Below are 18014 nucleotides of genomic sequence, written 5' to 3' on the forward strand. Positions count from 1 at the left end.
TTCCCTTCTCCCCGTCACTATACACGGGGAGAAGGAAGCTCCTCACCCAACCGTTTCTTAATGTGTTTCGAATACACCGAAACCTTGGAAACAGGCGGAAAACGGAGAGTATTCGGGGTGCGCTTTTCCGCGGCTACGACTGCCGGGCGGTTCTTGCCGCAGCGCTGGGTGCTGCGCATGCGGCCGCTGCTTGGCCGTATCGACGCCGTGCTGTTCACCGCCGACGAGCGCGGCGAAGCCGGCCGCATGTCGCTGATCGCCTTTTCCATCCGCATCGTCAGCGCCGTCATCGCCTTCATCAGCCAGGTGCTGATGGCGCGCTGGATGGGCTCGTTCGAATACGGCATCTTCGTGCTGGTCTGGGTGACGATGGTGATCGTCGGCAACCTTGCCTGCCTCGGCTTCCACACCTCGGTCATCCGTTTCATTCCCGAATATCGCGAGCGCGGCATGCTCGCCGAACTGCGCGGCATCGTGATGGCAAGCAGGCTGTTCGTGCTGGTCGCCTCGACGGTGATCGCAGGGCTGGGCGCGCTCGGCGTGTGGCTCGCCTCGCCCTGGATCGAGAACTACTACGTCGTTCCCTTCATCCTCGGCGTCATCTGCCTGCCGATGATCGCGATGGGCGATCTCCTGCAGGGGCTGGCGCGAGCCAATTCATGGGCGCTGTTCGCGCTATCGCCTACCTATCTCGTGCGGCCGGTGCTGATCCTGGTGTTCATGGCGGCAATGCTCGCCATGCACTACCTGCCCGACGCCAAGACCGCGATCTTCGCCTCGATCGCCGCCACCTATGTCACGACGCTCGGCCAGCTGATGGGCGTCATCTCGCGCATGGAGAGCAATATCCCGGCCGGACCGATGGCCGTGCATTTCGGCCAGTGGTTCCTCGTCTCGCTGCCGATCTTCCTGGTCGAGAGTTTTTTCTTCCTGCTGACCAATGCCGACGTGCTGATGGTCGGCGCCTATCTCGACCCCAATGATGTCGCCGTCTATTTCGCCACCGTGAAGACGCTGGCGCTGGTGCATTTCGTCTATTTCGCCGTCAAGGCAGGTGTTGCCCAGCGCTATGCGCAATTCACCCACGGCGAGCCGGAAAGGCTCGCCGCCTTCGCCCGCGAGACCGTCTCCTGGACCTTCTGGCCCTCGCTGGCGATGGCGCTGCTGGTGCTGGCGCTCGGCGAGCCGATGCTGGTGCTGTTCGGCCCGGAATTCACCGCCGGCTATCCGCTGCTTTTCCTGCTGGTCTTCGGTGTCGTCGCGCGCGGCGCCGTCGGCCCCTGCGAAAGCCTGCTCACCATGAGCGGCAACCAGAACATCTGCGCCGCCGTCTATGCCATGACGCTTGCCCTGAACATCGGTCTCAACGTGATCCTGATCCCGCTCTTCGGCCTCTGGGGCGCGGCGATCGCCACCAGCCTCGCCATGGTTTTCGAGGCCGGCGCGCTGTCCTTCACCGTCTGGCGCAAGCTCGGCATCGTCATGGCGATTTTCGTGCCTGCAAATAAGGAAGTCGCCTGATGGCCGCAGTTCCGTTGCTTGAAGAGACCAGCGGCGGCCCAGCCGGCGCCATGGTGTCGGGCCTTGCGGGCCTCGCCAGGGAGGCCGATCCCGCCCATATCGAGCTCTTCGCCAACAACCGGCCGGAGCGCAAGCTCGCGATCTATCCGGCTTCGGCCGGCTTCGACCTCGTCGAGGAGCTCGATTATCTCAGCGCCCGCACGATCGAGCCCAACGTCTTCTTCAACCCGCGCTTCGTGGCGCCCGCCATGCCGAGGCTCGAGGATCGCGAAGTGCGGCTGGCCGTGATCCGCGACGGCGACGAGTTCCGCAACCGGCTGCGGCTTCTGGTGCCGTTCTCGGTCGAGCGCCCGGCGATCCCGCTCGGCGTCCCGGTCATGCGCACATGGGCGAGCCCGTTCGGGCCGCTCGGCACGCCGCTGGTCGACCGCGACGATCCGGTCGGCGTCATCGAGGATTTCTTCTCGATGCTGTCCAGGCCGCATCTCAAATTACCGAAAGTGTTCGTGCTGCCCGACATGAAGCTGGACGGCCCGGTGGCGAGCCTGCTCACCTCCTTTGCCGACAGCCGCGGCCTGACCCTGGTCGTCACCGGCAAGGCCGAGCGCCCGGTGCTGGAAAGCGATGCCGACGGCGACGACTACCTCAAGGCATCGTTGCGCGCGCATCACTATCGCGAATTCCGCCGCCTCAAGCGGCGCCTCGCCGACCTTGGCAAGCTCGAGCATGTCGTGGCGCGCGGACCGGACGAGATCCGCCATGCCATCGAAAGCTTCCTGACGCTGGAGGCCGCCGGCTGGAAAGGCCGCGAGCGCACGGCCATGGCGATCGACCGCTACCGCGCCGCCTTCGCCCGCGAGGCCGTGCACAGGCTCGCCGAGCACGACATGTGCCGCATCCATTCGCTGAAGCTCGACGGCCGCACCATCGCCTGTCTGGTGGTCTTCGTCGAGGCGGGTGTCGCCTACACCTGGAAGACGGCCTATGACGAGACGCTGTCGGCCTATTCGCCGGGCACGCTGCTGATGCTCGAGGTGACGAAGCAGCATCTCGATGATCCCAACGTCGTCATGACCGATTCCTGCGCGGTGCCGGACCATCCGGTGATGAGCCGCCTGTGGATGGAGCGCCAACCTATGGGCACGCTGGTGGTCGGCCTGACGCCCGACGCCGACCGGCTGGCCCGCCAGGCGGCCTCGCAGCTCCACCTCTACCGCGAGACCCGCAACATGGCGCGCATCCTGCGCAACCGCATGCGGAGCCTGCTAAAAAGACGCTAGATGAAAGGCTGCACACCGGCTAAGGCATCCGATGGCCGGATCCGGCCGCCTTCACCACAAAGCATTTCCCAATGATCGAAACCTTCCTGCGCTTCGCCCGCCTCTGTGCGCCGCTTGTCCTGCTCGCCATGTTTCCGTCCCGGGCCCTGGCCGATACTTGTCCCGAGGATTGCTCCGAGCCTGCGCCGCCGCCCGTCAACATCTACAGCCACACCACCGCCGGCCATATGAGCCAGGCCGCGGCAGGTGCGTTGCCGCGCGTGTATGTGCCCAACCGCTCCTCGAACAGCGTCTCGGTGATCGACATGGCGACGCTGAAGGAAGTCGACAGGTTTCTGGTCGGCAGCAAGCCGCAGCACGTCGTTCCTTCCTGGGACCTGAAGACGCTCTGGGTGGCCAACAACGGCACCGGCAAGAACGGCAGCCTGACGCCGATCGACCCGACGACCGCCAAGCCCGGCAAGCAGGTTCCGGTCGACGACCCCTACAACATGTACTTCATGCCGGACGGCAGCGCCGCCATCATCGTCGACGAGGCCCTGAGGCAGCTCGACCTGCGCGATCCGCAGACCATGGCCCTGAAAGCGATCATCCCGACGCCGACCTGCCCCGGCATCAACCATGCCGATTTCGCGGCAGACAATTCCTATGCGATCTTCACCTGCGAATATGGCGACGGCGGCCTGGCCAAGATCGACCTCAAGAGCCAGAAAGTGCTCGGCCATCTCGATCTGTCGAGGATGGGCATGCCGCAGGACATAAGGCTCTCGCCCGACGGCAAGGTCTTCTACGTCGCCGACATGATGAATGACGGCGTCTTCCTGGTCGACGGCGACAGCTTCAAGGAGATCGGTTTCATTCCGACGGGAATAGGCGCCCACGGCTTCGTCGTCAGCCGCGACGGCAAGCGGGTCTACGTCTCGAACCGCGGCTCGCACAAGATGGAACAGGGCCGCGCCGACGGGCCGGGCAGCGTGACCGTGATCGACTTCACCACCCACTCGGTCGTCGCCCAATGGCCGATCCCGGACGGCGGCAGCCCCGACATGGGCAATGTCAGCGCCGACGGCAAGCAGCTATGGCTCTCCGGCCGCTTCGACAGCGAGGTCTACTTGATCGACACGACGTCAGGCGCCGTAACCAAGATCCGCGTCGGCGTGGAGCCGCATGGGCTGACCGTGTGGCCGCAGCCCGGGCGATATTCGCAGGGGCATACGGGGAATATGCGGTAAGGCGCTTTTTGGGTGGCCTGTCATCCGGAGCTCGCAGAGCGAAGGATGGTGCCCCTAGCCGGGATCGAACCAGCACTCCTTGCGGAACTCGATTTTGAGTCGAGCGCGTCTACCAATTCCGCCATAGGGGCTCAGGCCGGGCGGCCTGGATGGGCGCGGACTATACGGTTGGACGGGCTTTCGTCAACTGGCCTGTTGCCGATTTGCCGGCGCCGCCCGCGTCCCTGCCACAGCTTTTGGCTTCGTGGCGGCGCCGCCATTGTGCGGCGCGGAAAATCTTTCTAGACATGCGGCGTACCTGTGCCGAGACCCTCTGCTGCGGCGCTTTGGGTCCTTGTCTTCCTGCCTGTCGTTGCCCAAAACCGCTAAGCGCTTCGGGTGGCATGCATTAGGAGAGCCGATGCTTCGCGGACTTTACGACTGGACCCTGTCGCTGGCGGCAAGGAAATCGGCCGAATGGTGGCTGGCCTTCATCGCCTTCGTCGAAAGTTCCGTCTTCCTGGTGCCGGCCGACGTGCTCTTTCTGCCGATGGCGCTGTCCAAACCCGAACGCGCCTATCGCTATGCGCTGATCGCCACTGTAGCCTCGGTGCTGGGCGGCGTCTTCGGCTGGTTTATTGGCCACTATGCCTATGAGGCCGTGGCAAAGCCCGTCCTCGAATTCTACGGCAAATACGACGAGTTCGAGCAGATGCGGACTTCATCCGGTGTCGGCTTCATCATCCTGATGCTGGTCACCTCGGGCGCCGCACACCTGCCGCCGATCAAGGTGGTGACGATTCTCTCCGGCGTCATAGGCGTGAACCTGCTGCTCTTCATCGGGCTGGCGATCGTGGCGCGCGGCGCCCGTTTCCTGCTGCTTGCCTGGCTGCTGCGCCGCTACGGCGAGTCGATCAAGGAGTTCATCGAGAAGCGCCTGGGTATGATCGTCAGCGCCGGCGCCGCTGCCCTTATTTTGCTCTATATCGCGGTCAGATATGCCCACGGATAAGCCCAAGCGAACGGATCAGGACCGATGACAGCGACCATGAATGCCGACACCGGACGCCAGCGGACGCGCGCCGCGTTGTTCCTTGCCGTCGCCATGGCAGCCACCGTCGGCTCGGCGCTGGCCTTCCAGTACATCGGCGGCTACATCCCTTGCCATCTCTGCCTGGAGCAGCGCACGCCCTATTACATCGGCGCGCCGCTCATGGTGGTAGCTGTGGTTGCCTCGACGCTGCGCGCGCCGGCCTGGGTGACGCGCGGGCTGCTCGCGATCGGCGGCCTCCTGATGCTTTACGGCCTCTATCTAGGCGTCTACCACTCCGGCGTCGAATGGGCCTGGTGGCCCGGCCCCGCCGACTGCACGGCCGGCGCCGGCCCGGTGGACACCGGCGGCAAGGGCGTGCTCGACGCGCTCGACAAATTCGTGCCGCCCTCCTGCGACAAGGCGGCCTTGCGCATCCTCGGCCTGTCGCTTGCCGGCTGGAACGCCATCGCCAGCTTCATCCTCGCCGTGGTCGCCTTCCGCAGCGCGCTTTCGCGCGACTGAGCCGGCGCGACCCGGAACTCGCGGCACCCTGCCTGCAGCTGGATTTGAAGGTCGGCGCCGCCCCTCATTGCCCTGCCCGTCCTCCGCAGCAGCTGCGGAGGGTGGACCGGGCATTTCTCCCGTATAGTGACGGGGAGAAAGACGCCGTTATCAATGGTTTCGCCAATCATCAACGTTGCAGAATGGGTGCCGGGGTCGCGGACGGTTCCCTTCTCCCCGTCACTATACGGGGAGAAGGTGGCGGCAGCCGGATGAGGGGCAGCGCCAAAGATCGACAATTTGCGTGGCTGGTCGATTGTGCCGAACTCTACGGCTCCAGTTCGACATCCCAGTAGAGATAATCCATCCAGCTTTCATGCAGATGGTTGGGCGGGAACAGGCGGCCATTGTTGTGCAGGTCATGCACCGTTGGCTGATAGGGTTTTTGCAGCGGCCACATCTTGGCCTGCGCCGGCATCATCCCGCCTTTCCTGAGATTGCAGGGAGAGCAGGCAGCCACGACATTCTCCCAGGTCGTCGCCCCGCCGCGATGGCGCGGGATGACATGGTCGAAGGTGAGGTCGTCGGTGGTGCCGCAATACTGGCACTGAAAGCGGTCGCGCAGGAACACGTTGAAGCGGGTGAAGGCAGGATGCCTGGACGGCTTCACATAGGCCTTCAGGCTCACCACGCTCGGCAGCTTCATCGAGAAGGTCGGCGAGGAGACGGCATGCTCGTATTCGGCGACGATGTTGACCCGGTCGAGGAAGACAGCCTTGATGGCGTCCTGCCACGACCAGAGCGACAGGGGGTAATAGCTGAGCGGACGGTAGTCCGCATTCAGCACCAGCGCGGGAAGCCCATCCGGAGATACGGCAACCGTCACGTTGTTGGCCTCCTTGGTTCTAGAACCGAACGGCGCGGATACTGTAAGCCCGACATGACAGGGATGTGAAGCGGATTGTCGTTCGCCGAAAGGGTCAAAAACGCATGATTTTCATGCTTTTTTGGCGATCTCGACAGGAGGCGCCGCATCCCTGCCCTTCAATTCCCGATAATACGCCCAGAAAAGCCGCGACGCGACACCTCGCCACGGGCTCCATGATTCGGCCAGCCGAATCAGTGTTTTCTCCGGCGGACGGGGGTCGATGCCCAGCGCATGACCGACCGCCGTCTGCAGCGCGACATCGCGCGCAGGGAAGACATCGGGATGGCCGGCGGCGAAAAGCAGATAGCACTCCGCCGTCCAGGGGCCGATGCCGGGCACGGCCGTCATCGCCGCGATCGCCTCGCCGGCGTCGAGCGAGCAAAGGTGATAAAGATCGAGCCCGTCGGCCACGGCCTCGGCGATCGCGATCAGCCCGCGCTGCTTCGGCCGCGACAAGCCGGCCTCGCGAAAAATGTCCTCGCCGGCGCCAAGTATCTCCTCCGGCGTCAGCGGATCGACCAGCCTGGTCAGCCGGGCGAAGATGGCATCAGCGCTGGCGCGGGACACCTGCTGCGAGACGATGATCGAGGCAAGGCTGACGAATCCCGGCTCGGAGAGCCTCAGCGGCACCTCGCCCGCCATGCCGCGCACCTTCTCCAGCCGCGGATCGATCAGGCAGAGCGCGTCCAGTCCTGCCGCAATGTCGTCGAGCGAGGCGATGCGTTGCACGTTTGCTTGTTCCCTAGGCGCCCGCGAAGTGGCAATTGATGGTCTCTAACTATCAACCGGCAAAAGCGCCTTTCAACCCGAATGCCGCCTGAGACATGACGCTCCTGACATTCCGCTTCGCGCCCAGTCCCAATGGCGAATTGCATCTCGGCCATGCCTATTCGGCCCTGCTCAACCAGCAGATGGCGGCGCGGGCGGACGGACGGCTGTTGCTGCGCATCGAGGACATCGACATCACGCGCTGCACGCCGGAATTCGAGGCCGGCATATATCGCGACCTGAAATGGCTGGGCCTCGCCTGGGAAGAGCCGGTGCGGCGCCAGTCCGAGCATTTTTCCGAATACAAGGCTGTGCTCGACCGGCTGATCGCCGAGGAACTCGTCTATCCCGCCTTCATGAGCCGCGGCGAGATCCGCGCTTTCATTGCCGAGGCCGGGAAACGTGGCCGCGACTGGCCGCGCGACCCCGACGGCGTGCCGCTCTACCCGCCGCTGGATCGGGCCTTGTCCGTGAAGGAGCGCAAGCGGCGCATCGCCGAGAATGCGTCTTTCGCCTGGCGGCTCGACGTCGACGCGGCCATGGCGCGGGTGTCGGGTGCCCTGTCATGGACCGAGTTCACCGACGGGACCATGGTTGCGACGCACACCGTCGAAGCAAGGCCGCAGTCCTGGGGCGACGTCATCGTGGCGCGGCGCGACATCCCGACCAGCTACCATCTCGCCGTGGTTGTCGACGATGCGCTGCAGAGCGTCAGCCATGTCGTGCGCGGTCAGGACCTGTACGCGGCCACCGGCGTGCAGCGCCTGCTCCAGGAGCTGCTGGGCCTCTCGCCGCCGCGTTACTTCCACCATCGCCTGATTCTCGGACCGGACGGCAGGAAACTGTCGAAAAGCCTCAAGGACACCGGCCTTGCCGCACTTCGGGATGCGGGGACGTCGCCGCAGGAGATCAGGCGGCTGGTCGGGCTTTGATTAAAGGCGCGCCAGCCCGGCCTTGATCAGCGCCATCACGCTGATGAAGATGAAGGCGCCGCTCAAGCCCCATGCCACTGCGAGCCTGAGGTCCCTGAAGGTGATGCCGTGCTCGTTGGCGACCATCACTGCGACGAAGAACCCCAGCGTGAAGAGCAGCGTGTTGCCGGTCGAGCCGAAACCGTCGTCCTTCATGATGGCATCGAGCGCAGTGCCAAAAAAGAAACCGAAGACGGCAACGGTCGCGACCGCGAACAGAAGCCAAGTCGTACCGAGATGCAAAAGCATGTCTGCCCACGGCGTGCCTTAACGCCATGCCCCTCTGGCACCGTTTGTTGAATTCGAATGAGCTTATGGATCAACCGTTTCGTTTTGCTTGCCGAATTGAACGGCATTAGAGCAATTGCCGTCATCAACTTTTCACCCGCAGCCAGAGCCCTCGCGAAAATGCACAGCATCAAGCGGTTCATTCCCGCCTCTTTCGTCGTCCTGTGGACGACCGGCTTCATCGGCGCGCGTTATGCCATGCCGTGGGCGGAGCCTTTCACCTTCCTCGCCGTCCGCTTCGTGCTGGCGGCGATCCTGTTTGCGGGGCTGACCGTTCTCATCGGCTCGCGCCGGGCGACCCGCGAGGAGGCGCTTCACGCGACGGTGGCCGGCGTTCTCATGCATGGCGTCTATCTGGGCGGCGTGTTCTGGGCGATCCACCGGGGCATGCCGGCCGGGCTATCGGCGCTGATCGTCGGTCTCCAGCCGCTGATCACGGCGGTGCTTGCCGGCAAATTCCTCGGCGAGGCGATCCTGCCGCGCCATTGGGCGGGCCTCGAGGTCGGGCTTCTGGGCGTCGTTATCGTGCTCTGGCCGAAGCTCGGCATGATCGGCGGCGGCGTCACCGCGGCGACGCTGACGGCCTCGCTGGTCTCGGTGCTCGGCATGGCCGCTGGAACGATCTGGCAGAAGCGCTTCGCCTCCGGCGGCGACCTCGTTTCGGCGACGATGTGGCAGTATGTCGGCGGCTCCGTCGTGACGATCCTCGGATCGCTCGCCTTCGAGACGCGCACGATCACCGTCAACGGCGAGTTCATCTTCGCCATGGCCTGGCTGGTCCTGGTGCTGTCGGTCGGCGCCATCTTCCTGTTGATGGTGATGATCAGGGGCGGCGAGATGTCCAAGGTCGCTTCCCTTTTCTACCTGGTGCCGGCCGTCACCGCCGTCATCGCCTGGGCCCTGTTCGGCGAAGCGCTCAATGCGCTGCAGATCGCCGGCATGGCAATCGCCACGCTGGGCGTCGGCCTGGCCACTGCCCGCCGGAACAGGGCTCAGCCGACTCGCGCCCGCGCATCGAGATAGCGGCTGATCGCGGCGTTGAGCTCGCCGCCGAGGATGAAAATGGCCGAGATGATGTACAGGAACACCACAGCGATCATGATCGAGGCGAGCCCCGCATAGGTCGTCACATAGGACGAGAAATGGTCGAGATAGGTGGCGAAGATGGTCGAGCCGGCCAGCCAGGCGACCAGCGTGAAGACGATGCCCGGAACGATCGAGACAAAGCGACGCTTGCCGGCCGGCAGCCAGATATGCACCGAAAACAGACCGATGACGATGACCGTCGAGGCGATGACGTAACGCCATATGGTGATCGTGCCCATATAGGGCTTGATCCATTCGAGATGCGCCTCGGCCAGCCGCGCGAGCAGCGGCGCGAACACCAGAAGCACGCTGACGGCGAGAAAACAGGCCGTCGCGATCAGCACGAAAATGATGCTCTGCACCCTACGGTGGATGATGCCGCGCGTCTCGGTCACGCGATAGGCGCGGTTGAGCGAGGTGCGCAGCGCCTCGATGCCGTTCGAGGCAAAGTAGGCGGCCAGCAGCACGCCATAGGTCAGAAGGTCGGTGCGCCGCACGGTGAGCACGTTCTGCACCTCGCGCGCGATTGGCTTGGCGATCTGCTCCGGCCAGGTGTCGAACACCAGATGCACGGCCGTGTCGGCGAAGGCGCGCGCGCCGAAGAAACTCGCAAGCGTCGTGGCGAAGATCAGGAACGGAAACAGCGCCATCAGCGAGGTGATTGCCAGATGGCTGGCCATCGCCCAGCCGTCGTCCGTCGTGAAATGGCCGATCGCATCGTAGAGGACGCGCTTGATGGCGACGATATTCCTGAGCAAGGACCCGCGCTCCGCTCGATTGTGTCGACGCCGCGAATATGGGAAGTGATTGCGGCAAATGGCAACCCCGGGGTCAGACAACGTTGCCCACCGCTGAACAGTTGCGCAGCATCATCGTCACCGGCGCCTCCTCCGGCATAGGCGCCTATTGCGCGCGGGCATTGAAGGCGGAAGGCTGGCGCGTGTTCGCCACGGCGCGCAAGCCGGCCGACATCGCCGCGCTCAAGGCGGACGGCATCGAGGCCTTCTATCTCGACTATCGAGAAGCCGACTCCATCGCCGCCCTGGTCGATGCCGTGCTGGGGCGCACGGGCGGCACGCTGGCGGCGCTGTTCAACAATGGCGCCTACGCGCAGCCGGGCGCCGTCGAGGACCTGCCCGTCGAGGCGCTGCGCGAGCAGTTCGAGGCGAACTTCTTCGGCTGGCACGACCTGACCCGCCGTGTCGTGCCGGTCATGCGCCGCCAGGGCCACGGCCGCCTCGTCCACTGCTCTTCGATCCTGGGGCTCGCCCCGGTCCGTTTTCGCGGCGCCTATTCGGCGTCGAAACATGCCATCGAAGGCTTGATGCTTTGCATGCGCCAGGAGCTCGAAGGCAGCGGTATCCATGCCTCATTGATCGAGCCGGGGCCGGTGACCTCGAAGATCGCCAGCAACGGCCTGGCCTGGTTCTTGAAAAATATCGACGTCGAGAACTCCGTCCACCGCGCCGACTACCAGGCGCAGCTTGCGCGGCTGCAGGCCGGCGGCAGCGTCTCGCGTCTGAAGCCCGGACCGGAAGTGGTTCATGCCGCCTTGCGCCACGCGCTTCTGTCACAGCGCCCACGTCCGCACTATGTGGTAACGGTGCCGGCCAGAATCGGCGTGGTGCTCAAGCGCATCCTGCCGGCATCAGCGCTCTACCGCGTGCTCGCCAGGCGCGCCTGACCAAAACCGAACTGGAGCCCGCCCATGGCAACCGTCTTCAACATCCTCGCAATCGTCGTCATGGCCGCCGTCGTGGTCGTGCTGATTCGCGGCCTCATCAACATGATGCGCGGCGGCTCCGGCTTCACCTCGAACAAGCTGATGCAGGCCCGCGTGCTGCTGCAGTTCATAGCCTTGGTGCTGATCATGCTGACCGTCTACTTCACCCGCAAGTAACGGGCCGGGAGGGCGACGTGGTCAAGCTCAACAAGATCTACACCCGCACCGGCGACGACGGCACCACCGGTCTCGGCAGCGGCGAGCGGCGGCTGAAATCCGATCTGCGCGTCGAAGCCTATGGCACGGTGGACGAGGCTAATGCCTGCATCGGCATGGCGCGCGTCCACACCGCAAAGGATCATCCGGCGATCGACGCCATGCTCTCCCGAATCCAGAACGACCTTTTCGATCTCGGCGCCGATCTTGCGGTGCCCGACGAGGGCAAGCCGCTCGACTACGAGCCGCTGCGCATCGTCGCCGCGCAGACCGGACGTGTCGAAAAGGATATCGATGTTCTCAACAAGGACCTGCAGCCGCTGAAGTCCTTCGTGCTGAACGGCGGCACGCCGGCCGCCGCCGCCCTGCATCTGGCGCGCACGGTGGCGCGGCGCGCCGAGCGCGTCATGGTGGCGCTGGCGCAGCATCCTGCCGAGCACGTCAACCGCGAGGCGCTGAAATACATCAACCGCGTCTCCGACTTCCTGTTCGTCGCGGCGCGGGCGGTCAATGACAACGGAAATGCCGACGTGCTATGGGTTCCCGGCAAGAACCGCTGACAATCGGGTATGGCGGGAGGGTCCGATGTTCATCCCGCTCTACGACACCAACAGGCTGCGCCACATCCGCCTGCAATATGTGACGATCGGCCTGATCGCGGTGAATGCGCTGGTTTATCTCGCGACCACGCTTGGCGGCGAGAACTTCACCAACGCCGCGGTGCTCGGCCTCGGCTTCATCCCTTCGGTGGTCCACGACAAGGTCGAGCTGTCGCCCGAATTCGTCGTCATTCCCGAAAGCCTCAGCTATCTCACCTATTCCTTCCTGCATGCCGACATCTTCCACCTCGGCGGCAACATGCTGTTCCTGTGGGTGTTCGGCGACAATGTCGAGGATGCGCTCGGCCATATCCGCTACCTGATCTTCTACCTCGCCTGCGCGGCGGCGGGCGCTTTCTTTCAAGGGTTGGTTGGCTGGGATTCGCAGGTGCCGTTGATCGGCGCCTCCGGTGCCATCGCCGGCGTGGTCGCCGCCTATCTGATCCTCTATCCGAGGGTTAAGGTGTGGGTGCTGGCTTTTGCCCGCATCCCCTTGCGCATTCCCGCCTTCATCCCGCTCATCCTCTGGATCCTGTTCCAGATCGTGATGTTTGCCGCGGGCGGCGAGGACCAGATTTCCTGGGCCTGCCACATCGGCGGCATCATCGCCGGCGCCGTTCTGGTTCTGGTGCTGCGCAGCCGGGGCGTGCCGCTGCTTGCCGGCGCCGACGGCGAGCCGGACCCGACGCCGAAGGTCCAGCAGGTGCCGGTTCCGACCGAGCCCGGGGCAACCCCCGAAACTCCGGCGCAGCCGGCGCCGCAATGGGGCCGCGGCGCGGCGTCCCCTCGGGACTGAACCGATTTGAGTGCGTCGTGCATATTGACGCGCCGGATTGCCGCCACTACGGAAACGCCCACCACACTGGACGGATATTCCGCCCGGAATGTCGGCTTTCGACAACTCTGACAAGGCGCACACTGCTATAGCGCGCCCGACTATCTCAGGAGAGGTGACAGGAAAATGAAGATCCTTGTGCCCGTGAAGCGGGTTGTGGATGCGAACGTCAAGGTCCGGGTCAAGGCCGACGGACTGGGCGTGGAGCTTGCCAACGTCAAGATGGCGATGAACCCGTTCGACGAGATTGCGGTCGAGGAAGCGATCCGGATCAAGGAAGCCGGCAAGGCCGAAGAGATCATCGTCGTGTCGATCGGCCCGCAGCAGGCGCAGGAGACGCTTCGCACCGCGCTCGCCATGGGCGCCGACCGCGCCATCCTGGTCAAGACGGATGAGCAGACCGAGCCGCTGGGCGTCGCCAAGGTGCTGAAGGGCGTGGTCGAGGCCGAGAAGCCCGGCCTCGTCATCCTCGGCAAGCAGGCGATCGACGATGACTCGAACCAGACCGGCCAGATGCTGGCGGCACTTTTGGGCTGGGCGCAGGGCACCTTCGCCTCCAAGATCGAGCTCGGTGGCGACAAGGCCAAGGTTACGCGCGAGGTCGATGGCGGTCTGCAGACGGTGGAGCTGAAGATGCCGGCGATCGTCACCGCCGACCTTCGCCTCAACCAGCCGCGCTATGCCTCGCTGCCCAACATCATGAAGGCCAAGAAGAAGCCGCTCGACGAGAAGAGCCCGGCCGACTACGGCGCCGACGTCAAGCCGCGGCTCAAGGTGATCAAGACCGAGGAGCCGGGCGGCCGCAAGGCGGGCGTCAAGGTCAAGAGCGTCGCCGAGTTGATCGAGAAGCTGAAGAACGAAGCCGGCGTTCTGTAAGGGATCGGGAAAGGACAAGAAAAATGGCAATTCTCCTCATCGCCGAACACGACAACGCAACCCTTTCCGACCAGACCGCCAAGGCGCTGTCGGCGGCCCTCCAGATCGGCTCCGACGTCGACGTGCTGGTTGCCGGCAAGGGCGCCAAGGCCCCTGCCGACGCCGCTGCCAAGCTGAAAGGCGTTCGCAAGGTGCTGCTGGCCGAAGCCGATGAGCTCTCCGAGCGTCTGGCAGAACCGCTGGCCGCGCTCGTGGTGTCGCTCGCCGGCTCCTATGACACGATCGTCGCGCCGGCCACCTCGGCCGGCAAGAACGTCGCGCCGCGCGTCGCGGCCCTGCTCGACGTCGCGCAGGTGTCCGAGATCATCGAGGTGGTCTCGCCCGATACCTTCAAGCGGCCGATCTACGCCGGCAACGCCATCCAGACCGTGCAGTCGACCGACGCCAAGAAAGTCATCACGGTGCGCACCGCCTCCTTCTCGGCCGCGCCCGAGGGCGGCTCGGCTTCGGTCGAGACGGTGAACGCCGCCGCGAACCCCGGCCTCTCCTCCTTCGTCGAGAACAAGCTCTCCGAGAACGACCGTCCGGAGCTGACCTCGGCCAAGATCATCATCTCGGGCGGCCGCGCGCTCGGCTCGTCGGAAAAGTTCCAGGAAGTGATCCTGCCCGTCGCCGACAAGCTCGGCGCCGCCGTCGGCGCCTCCCGCGCGGCGGTCGACGCCGGCTACGCCCCGAACGACTGGCAGGTCGGCCAGACCGGCAAGGTGGTCGCCCCCGATCTCTACATCGCCGTCGGCATCTCCGGCGCCATCCAGCACCTCGCCGGCATGAAGGATAGCAAGGTCATCGTCGCCATCAACAAGGACGAGGAAGCGCCGATCTTCCAGGTTGCCGACTACGGCCTCGTCGGCGATCTCTTCGTTATCCTGCCGGAGCTGCAAAAGGCGCTTTGACGCGTTCTGCTTAGGCATATTAAAATCCGAAGGGTGGGGTAGACGAAGTCGCCCCGCCCTTTTAGTTTGCACTGCACAAAAAGCAGGCCGTGAAAGGCCTGGGCAATTCCGGGAAAAGTGGGTAGCGGTTTTCCGTCGGGAATTGCGACAAACAAAAAAGGCAATTCCAGGAAAGGGCGCAGCGTTGTTGCGTCCGGAATTGCGGGAAACAAAGAGATGGGAGCGTTTCCGTGCGTCGCAGAAGCGGAAATGCTCCAGACGGGATCGGGGTAATGAGCAAGATCGAGACGATCGGCATTGTCGGCGCAGGTCAAATGGGCGGCGGTATCGCCCATGTCGCGGCGCTGGCCGGCTACAAGGTCCTGATCCACGACATCTCGTCCGACCGGATCGAGAAGGGCATCGCCACTGTCAGCGGCAACATGGCCCGCCAGGTCGGTTCGGGGAAGCTCGAGGAGAAGGCGCGCAACGAAGCGATGGCGCGCATCTCGTCAGCTACCGCCATGGCCGATCTCGCGGCTGCCGACCTCGTCATCGAGGCGGCGACCGAGGACGAGACGGTCAAGCGCAAGATCTACGCGCAGCTCTGCCCGCAGCTCAATCCGGAGGCGATTCTCGCAACCAACACCTCCTCGATCTCGATCACCCGGCTCGCCGCGCAGACCGACCGGCCGGAGCGCTTCATCGGCATACATTTCATGAACCCGGTGCCGGTGATGAAGCTGGTCGAGCTGGTGCGCGGCATCGCCACCGAGGACCGGACCTTCGAGGCCGCCAAGACGTTCGTGAACCGACTCGACAAGACGATCACCGTTTCGGAGGATTTCCCGGCCTTCATCGTCAACCGCATCCTGCTGCCGATGATCAACGAGGCGATCTACACGCTCTATGAGGGCGTCGGCACGGTCGACGCCATCGACACCGCGATGCGGCTCGGCGCCAACCATCCGATGGGGCCGCTGCAGCTTGCCGACTTCATCGGTCTAGACACCTGCCTGTCGATCATGCAGGTGCTGCATGAGGGCCTGTCGGACTCGAAGTATCGCCCCTGCCCGCTGCTGGTGAAATATGTCGAGGCCGGCTGGCTGGGCCGCAAGACCGGCCGCGGCTTCTACGACTATCGCGGCGATCATCCGGTGCCGACGCGCTGATCCTCCCGACCAAACGCTCTCCGTCGCGGCGCTCAGGATGCCGCGGCAAGCGGCAGCGGCGCCGCGTCGTCTTTCGAGGCTTCGTCCGGGGCCGCCGAAACGCAACCGCGTCCGGCCGCCTTGGCGGCATAGCAGGCGGCGTCCGCTCGAGCGATGATCTCGTCCGCCTCGCCGCAGCCGGCGCGGATCGGCGCGAGCCCGATGCTGGCGCCGATCGAATGCGGCCGACCGTCCCAGCTGAAATTCAGGTTGCGGATGGTATCGATGATGGAGCGCGCCGCTATTGCAGCCCGTGCCGGTGCGCTTGACTTCAGGATGACGGCAAACTCGTCGCCGCCCAGACGCGCGACGATGTCCTCGGGCCCGAGCACATTGCGGATCGCATCGGCCACGCGTTTCAACAATGCATCGCCGGCGGCATGGCCGCCGGTGTCGTTGACCGCCTTGAAATGATCGAGGTCGACGAACATGAAGTGGTGCTCGCCGCCGGTGAGACGGCACCGATCGACCAGTTCCTCCATCGTGCGGATGAAGCTCGAGCGGTTGGCGAGCCCCGTCAGCGCATCATGGGCGGCGGCGTAGGCGAGCTGGCGCTGCAGGGCGCGCGCGTCGGTGAAATCCTGGAAGACGATGACCAGCCCGCAGAATTCGTCGCGGTCGTTCATGATCGGCGAGACCACCTGGCGGATGCTGCAGCGCGTGTCGTCGCGCCGGATGAGAACGGCGCGGGCGTTCTGGTCGCAATGGTGGCGATCGCCGGCCGAAGGTCGCGTCAGGCCGATCCTCTGCCCGCTTTCCTCGTCGACCGCCTGGTAGACATGGCCGAGCACCTTGCCAAGCGCCTCGCCGCTGGCAACGCCGGTGAGCTTTTCGGCGACCGGGTTCATAAAGGTGATGCGGTTGGCGGCATCGGTGCAGATCACCGCGTCGCCGATCGACTGCAGCGTCACCCTGAGCCGCTCCTTCTCGTCGGCCAGCATGGCGGCGGAAACCTTGAGCCGTTCTTCGGCTTGCTTGCGCTGGGTGATGTCGGTCAGGCTGCCAATGGCGCGTATCAGCCGGCCCTCGGCGTCGCGCTCGATCGTCTTACCGCGGTCGAGGATCCAGACCCAATGGCCGTCCTTGTGACGCATCCGGAACTCGGCCTCGAAGAAAGGCGTCTCGCCGGCAAGATGCGCCCGGTCCGCCTCGGCGACGCGCTCGCGGTCGTCCGGGTGGATCATCGTCAGCCAGCGGTCGGGATCGCCGTCCAACTCGCCATCGTCATAGCCCAGCATCCTGACCCAGGTCTCGGAGTAGGTCGTGCCGCCCCTGCGCATGTCGAGGCTCCAGACGCCTTGTCCGGCGCTGGTCAGCGCGAAGTTCCAGCGCGTTTCGGCTTCGGCGATGCGCGCTTCGGCCTGCTTGCGCGCATCGATGTCCTCGATCTGCGACACAAGATAAAGCGGGCGACGGGTTTCCTCATCGCGGATGACGGACCCGGCTAGCTGCGCCCACACCGGGGTGCCGTCCTTGCGGAGGTAGCGCTTCTCGAAATGGAAGGAATCGATCTTTCCCTCGTTCAGCGCGATCATCGTCTCACGGCCGATCCGCAGATCGTGGGGATGCGTGATCTGGAAGAAGGTCAGCGCCTCGATTTCCGCGCGGCTGTAGCCGAGCATCGCGGCGAAGGCGGGATTGGTCTGAAGGATGCGGCCATCGAGGCCGACGATGGCGACGCCGATCGCCGAATCCTCCATCGCGCGGCGAAAGCGCTGCTCGCTCTCGGCGATCTGCCGGCGGTCGTCGATGATCTTCCGGATGAACAGCGCCGAGACAAACAGCGTCACGGCCGTGACGGCGACGGATATCTGCAGGCAGACCCTCAGCGCCTCCGAGCCGAGCTCCAGCGCCGGCAACAGGACCGATGCAGTCAGGGTAACGAGCCCTGCCGCCATCAAGAGGGGCACGGCGCGCTTGCCGGCCCGCGGACCTTTCCAACTCAACCACGCCAAAATGCGATCCCACCCAATGCGCAACTGCGCGTCGCCACAACCCTCGCGGATCGATTTTAAGGAATGGTTGCGTAAGCGGC

At 64.7% G+C, this 18014-nt stretch carries 19 protein-coding genes and 1 tRNA gene; 14 read left to right on the forward strand and 6 right to left on the reverse strand.

Translation table 11 applies throughout. The features are described 5' to 3' along the window. Positions 1-117: 117 nt before the first annotated feature. The 3 genes from AU465_RS19375 (at position 118) to AU465_RS19385 (ending at position 4033) form a co-directional block, all read left to right on the forward strand. Positions 118-1521: a lipopolysaccharide biosynthesis protein gene (locus AU465_RS19375; RefSeq protein WP_192251344.1), complete on the forward strand. Its 1404-nt coding sequence runs from the start codon at positions 118-120 to the stop codon at positions 1519-1521. Beyond that, positions 1521-2801 (forward strand): GNAT family N-acetyltransferase, encoded by a 1281-nt coding sequence (locus AU465_RS19380; RefSeq protein ID WP_192251347.1) that lies wholly within the window; start codon positions 1521-1523, stop codon positions 2799-2801. The genes AU465_RS19375 and AU465_RS19380 overlap by 1 nt, the downstream gene beginning before the upstream one ends. 71 nt (positions 2802-2872) lie before the next feature. After that, positions 2873-4033 carry a YncE family protein gene (locus AU465_RS19385; protein WP_192251350.1) on the forward strand — a complete coding sequence of 387 codons (1161 nt, stop codon included), beginning with the start codon at positions 2873-2875 and terminating at the stop codon, positions 4031-4033. Positions 4034-4079: 46 nt separating this feature from the next. Here the strand turns inward: AU465_RS19385 and AU465_RS19390 are convergent. Then, positions 4080-4164: transfer RNA gene (locus AU465_RS19390), tRNA-Leu, on the reverse strand. Positions 4165-4433: 269 nt separating this feature from the next. On the opposite strand from AU465_RS19390, the gene AU465_RS19395 reads away from it, so the two are divergent. Both AU465_RS19395 and AU465_RS19400 read left to right on the forward strand, forming a co-directional pair. Further along, positions 4434-5024, forward strand: a complete 591-nt coding sequence (locus tag AU465_RS19395) for a YqaA family protein (RefSeq protein WP_192251353.1) — start codon at positions 4434-4436, stop codon at positions 5022-5024. 24 nt (positions 5025-5048) lie between these two features. Further along, on the forward strand, positions 5049-5567 hold the full coding sequence (locus AU465_RS19400) for a disulfide bond formation protein B (protein ID WP_192251356.1): 519 nt from the start codon (positions 5049-5051) through the stop codon (positions 5565-5567). Between the two features lie 307 nt (positions 5568-5874). Here the strand turns inward: AU465_RS19400 and AU465_RS19405 are convergent, their stop codons facing one another. Then, positions 5875-6432: an HNH endonuclease gene (locus tag AU465_RS19405; protein ID WP_040970486.1), complete on the reverse strand. Its 558-nt coding sequence runs from the start codon at positions 6430-6432 to the stop codon at positions 5875-5877. A gap of 111 nt (positions 6433-6543) precedes the next feature. Next, complete coding sequence (locus AU465_RS19410; RefSeq protein WP_192251359.1) at positions 6544-7203, reverse strand: DNA-3-methyladenine glycosylase family protein; 660 nt, start codon at positions 7201-7203, stop codon at positions 6544-6546. Positions 7204-7298: 95 nt separating this feature from the next. Between AU465_RS19410 and gluQRS the strand changes: the two genes are divergently transcribed. After that, complete coding sequence (gene gluQRS / locus AU465_RS19415; protein ID WP_192251362.1) at positions 7299-8174, forward strand: tRNA glutamyl-Q(34) synthetase GluQRS; 876 nt, start codon at positions 7299-7301, stop codon at positions 8172-8174. Here gluQRS and AU465_RS19420 read toward each other — a convergent pair whose 3' ends face one another. After that, a complete protein-coding gene (locus AU465_RS19420) occupies positions 8175-8462 on the reverse strand; it encodes a hypothetical protein (RefSeq protein ID WP_192251365.1) in 288 nt (95 codons plus the stop codon). 159 nt (positions 8463-8621) lie between these two features. Between AU465_RS19420 and AU465_RS19425 the strand changes: the two genes are divergently transcribed. Further along, on the forward strand, positions 8622-9524 hold the full coding sequence (locus AU465_RS19425) for a DMT family transporter (protein WP_192251368.1): 903 nt from the start codon (positions 8622-8624) through the stop codon (positions 9522-9524). Here AU465_RS19425 and AU465_RS19430 read toward each other — a convergent pair. Next, positions 9494-10345 carry a YihY/virulence factor BrkB family protein gene (locus AU465_RS19430; protein WP_192251371.1) on the reverse strand — a complete coding sequence of 284 codons (852 nt, stop codon included), beginning with the start codon at positions 10343-10345 and terminating at the stop codon, positions 9494-9496. The two genes, AU465_RS19425 and AU465_RS19430, sit on opposite strands and share 31 nt — an antisense overlap. A gap of 38 nt (positions 10346-10383) precedes the next feature. Here AU465_RS19430 and AU465_RS19435 point away from each other — a divergent pair, with 38 nt between their 5' ends. The 7 genes from AU465_RS19435 to AU465_RS19465 all read left to right on the forward strand — a co-directional run bounded on the left by AU465_RS19435 (position 10384) and on the right by AU465_RS19465 (position 15940). Further along, positions 10384-11271, forward strand: coding sequence for an SDR family oxidoreductase (locus tag AU465_RS19435; protein WP_192251373.1), 888 nt, complete (start codon positions 10384-10386; stop codon positions 11269-11271). Positions 11272-11295: 24 nt separating this feature from the next. Beyond that, positions 11296-11487 carry a twin transmembrane helix small protein gene (locus tag AU465_RS19440; RefSeq protein WP_192251375.1) on the forward strand — a complete coding sequence of 64 codons (192 nt, stop codon included), beginning with the start codon at positions 11296-11298 and terminating at the stop codon, positions 11485-11487. Between the two features lie 17 nt (positions 11488-11504). Beyond that, positions 11505-12086, forward strand: a complete 582-nt coding sequence (locus AU465_RS19445; RefSeq protein ID WP_192251378.1) for a cob(I)yrinic acid a,c-diamide adenosyltransferase — start codon at positions 11505-11507, stop codon at positions 12084-12086. 25 nt (positions 12087-12111) lie between these two features. Beyond that, the gene (locus tag AU465_RS19450; protein WP_192251381.1) at positions 12112-12921 is read left to right on the forward strand and encodes a rhomboid family intramembrane serine protease; all 810 of its coding nucleotides are present in this window, start codon (positions 12112-12114) and stop codon (positions 12919-12921) included. A 165-nt stretch (positions 12922-13086) separates the two neighbouring features. Continuing rightward, complete coding sequence (locus AU465_RS19455; RefSeq protein ID WP_192251385.1) at positions 13087-13836, forward strand: electron transfer flavoprotein subunit beta/FixA family protein; 750 nt, start codon at positions 13087-13089, stop codon at positions 13834-13836. A gap of 23 nt (positions 13837-13859) precedes the next feature. Then, entirely contained in the window at positions 13860-14789 is a 930-nt protein-coding gene (locus AU465_RS19460) for an electron transfer flavoprotein subunit alpha/FixB family protein (protein ID WP_192251388.1), read from the forward strand. 272 nt (positions 14790-15061) lie between these two features. After that, complete coding sequence (locus AU465_RS19465) at positions 15062-15940, forward strand: 3-hydroxybutyryl-CoA dehydrogenase (RefSeq protein WP_192251392.1); 879 nt, start codon at positions 15062-15064, stop codon at positions 15938-15940. A 32-nt stretch (positions 15941-15972) separates the two neighbouring features. Here the strand turns inward: AU465_RS19465 and AU465_RS19470 are convergent, their stop codons facing one another. Further along, a complete protein-coding gene (locus tag AU465_RS19470; RefSeq protein WP_312891292.1) occupies positions 15973-17889 on the reverse strand; it encodes a PAS domain S-box protein in 1917 nt (638 codons plus the stop codon). Positions 17890-18014: the final 125 nt, after the last annotated feature.

The sequence above is a fragment of the Mesorhizobium silamurunense genome, from assembly GCF_014843905.1.
In the GTDB taxonomy this organism is placed as follows: Bacteria; Pseudomonadota; Alphaproteobacteria; order Rhizobiales; family Rhizobiaceae; genus Mesorhizobium; species Mesorhizobium silamurunense.

What these genes read in the sequence shown, in the direction of transcription:
- AU465_RS19400 (WP_192251356.1), top strand. Translation starts at nt 5,049, where the DNA reads ATGACAGCGACCATGAATGCCGACACCGGACGCCAGCGGACGCGCGCC.
- AU465_RS19380 (WP_192251347.1), top strand. Translation starts at nt 1,521, where the DNA reads ATGGCCGCAGTTCCGTTGCTTGAAGAGACCAGCGGCGGCCCAGCCGGC.
- AU465_RS19465 (WP_192251392.1), top strand. Translation starts at nt 15,062, where the DNA reads ATGAGCAAGATCGAGACGATCGGCATTGTCGGCGCAGGTCAAATGGGC.
- AU465_RS19450 (WP_192251381.1), top strand. Translation starts at nt 12,112, where the DNA reads ATGTTCATCCCGCTCTACGACACCAACAGGCTGCGCCACATCCGCCTG.
- AU465_RS19435 (WP_192251373.1), top strand. Translation starts at nt 10,384, where the DNA reads ATGGGAAGTGATTGCGGCAAATGGCAACCCCGGGGTCAGACAACGTTG.
- AU465_RS19460 (WP_192251388.1), top strand. Translation starts at nt 13,860, where the DNA reads ATGGCAATTCTCCTCATCGCCGAACACGACAACGCAACCCTTTCCGAC.
- AU465_RS19420 (WP_192251365.1), bottom strand. Translation starts at nt 8,462, where the DNA reads ATGCTTTTGCATCTCGGTACGACTTGGCTTCTGTTCGCGGTCGCGACC.
- gluQRS (WP_192251362.1), top strand. Translation starts at nt 7,299, where the DNA reads ATGACGCTCCTGACATTCCGCTTCGCGCCCAGTCCCAATGGCGAATTG.
- AU465_RS19395 (WP_192251353.1), top strand. Translation starts at nt 4,434, where the DNA reads ATGCTTCGCGGACTTTACGACTGGACCCTGTCGCTGGCGGCAAGGAAA.
- AU465_RS19385 (WP_192251350.1), top strand. Translation starts at nt 2,873, where the DNA reads ATGATCGAAACCTTCCTGCGCTTCGCCCGCCTCTGTGCGCCGCTTGTC.
- AU465_RS19425 (WP_192251368.1), top strand. Translation starts at nt 8,622, where the DNA reads ATGCACAGCATCAAGCGGTTCATTCCCGCCTCTTTCGTCGTCCTGTGG.
- AU465_RS19440 (WP_192251375.1), top strand. Translation starts at nt 11,296, where the DNA reads ATGGCAACCGTCTTCAACATCCTCGCAATCGTCGTCATGGCCGCCGTC.
- AU465_RS19455 (WP_192251385.1), top strand. Translation starts at nt 13,087, where the DNA reads ATGAAGATCCTTGTGCCCGTGAAGCGGGTTGTGGATGCGAACGTCAAG.